The organism is Actinosynnema sp. NPDC023658 (genome assembly GCF_040639995.1).
Lineage (GTDB): Bacteria > Actinomycetota > Actinomycetes > Mycobacteriales > Pseudonocardiaceae > Actinosynnema.
Map to the genome: position 1 here is coordinate 1 of NZ_JBFAAX010001263.1, position 1,438 is coordinate 1,438.

The 1,438-nt window shown below is 70.5% G+C and carries 1 protein-coding gene; it reads right to left on the minus strand.

The genetic code is table 11. The features are described from left to right. Window positions 1-28: 28 nt before the first annotated feature. Window positions 29-1,093: a lytic polysaccharide monooxygenase gene (locus AB0G02_RS40110; protein WP_360805748.1), complete on the minus strand. Its 1,065-nt coding sequence runs from the start codon at window positions 1,091-1,093 to the stop codon at window positions 29-31. Between the last annotated feature and the right edge of the window lie 345 nt (window positions 1,094-1,438).

Here is a 1,438-nt window from a genome sequence, read left to right on the forward strand (position 1 = left end):
CGGACAGCCGGCCACATCCCGGGTGCGATCAGGACGCGGTGCAGGTGAGAACAGGTGTGCCGAGCGTGCCGGACGCGACGAAGCCGAACGTCGTGCTCGCCCCGGCGGACAGCGAGCCGTTGTAGTTGACGTTGCGGGCGGTGACCGAGGTCCCGCTCGTGGTCGCGGTCGCGCTCCAGATCGAGTTGATCTGCTCGCCGTTGGCGAAGGACCAGTTCACCGCCCAGCCGGTGACGGCGGAGGACCCGGCCGTCACGCGCACCTCGGCCTGGAAGCCGCCGGACCACTGCGAGGTGGTGCGGAGGGTGGCCGAGCATCCCTTGGCGGGGACGTTGGTGGTCGTGGTGGTGGTCGTGGTCGTCGTGGTGCTGCTGGTGGTGCTGGTGGGCGTCGTCGTGGTGGTGGTCTGACCGCCGCCGGTGAAGTTGACGTCGCTGCAGAAGTAGTAGGACTGGTCGAGGTGGCTGGCCTGCCACACGGTGTACAGCATGTGGTGCCCCGTGCGGCCGGGCGCGTTGACCTCGACGGGCGTGGTCATCCCGGTGGGGATCTTGCCGGTCTGGCCGACCAGCTCCAGGTCGCTCCACTTCAGCTTCTGCGTGGTGGGGTCGAAGCCCTGCTTGGTGGCGTAGACGCGGATGTAGTCGGCGCCGTGCGAGGACTGGTCGCGCAGGTTGAGGGTGAACCGGCTGGGGCGGTCGACCGCCTTCCAGGGGCCGGGTTCGTCGAACGCGGCGTAGCGGCCGTTGAAGGTCAGGCCCGCGCTGCACAGCTGCCCGTCCGGGATGGCGGCCTGGTGGTTGCCCGCAACGCCCTCGCGGAACAGGCCGTTCCAGTTGTACATGGCCGACGGGTCGGCCTGCCATGCCTTGTAGCACATGGGGTCTTCGGTCGCGGTCTGCTGCGTGGGGCCGTTGGGCCAGCGCAGGTAGCAGTCGTAGTGGCGCGCGGGCGGGTCGCTGACGGCGCCGTGCGCGGACGCGGTGCCCGCGCCGAGCGTCACCAGCAGCGTGGTCAGCAGCGCCAGGCAGGCGCCGAGCACCGCCGACGACCGCAGCACCGAGCCGGACCTGGACGGGATCTTCGCGGTCAACGCGCCCCTGCGTGGGGTGGGAGCGCTCCCAGAACTGTGCAGCATGTGTACCGCCAAATCTTCGTTGATCGACGACGTGGGCTTCCGCGGTCCCGGGGCGGCGGAACCGGTGCTGCTCGAACTCGCTGACGTGGTCGAGCCCTCCGCGGGGTGCGCTCCTTCGCACGGTGCTCTGGGAGCGCTCCCAGCGTGGGTCAGTCTTGGGATCGGGAGCACCGCTGGCATTCCGCCAATCGGGTGATGTTGCGCAAAGCCTCCGAGCGGGTGGGCCCGCTGTGCGGGAAAAGGCGGTGCGGCGACACCCGTTCGGCGGCTTGCCCGAGCGCGCCCGGCCGCCGGAGCGGG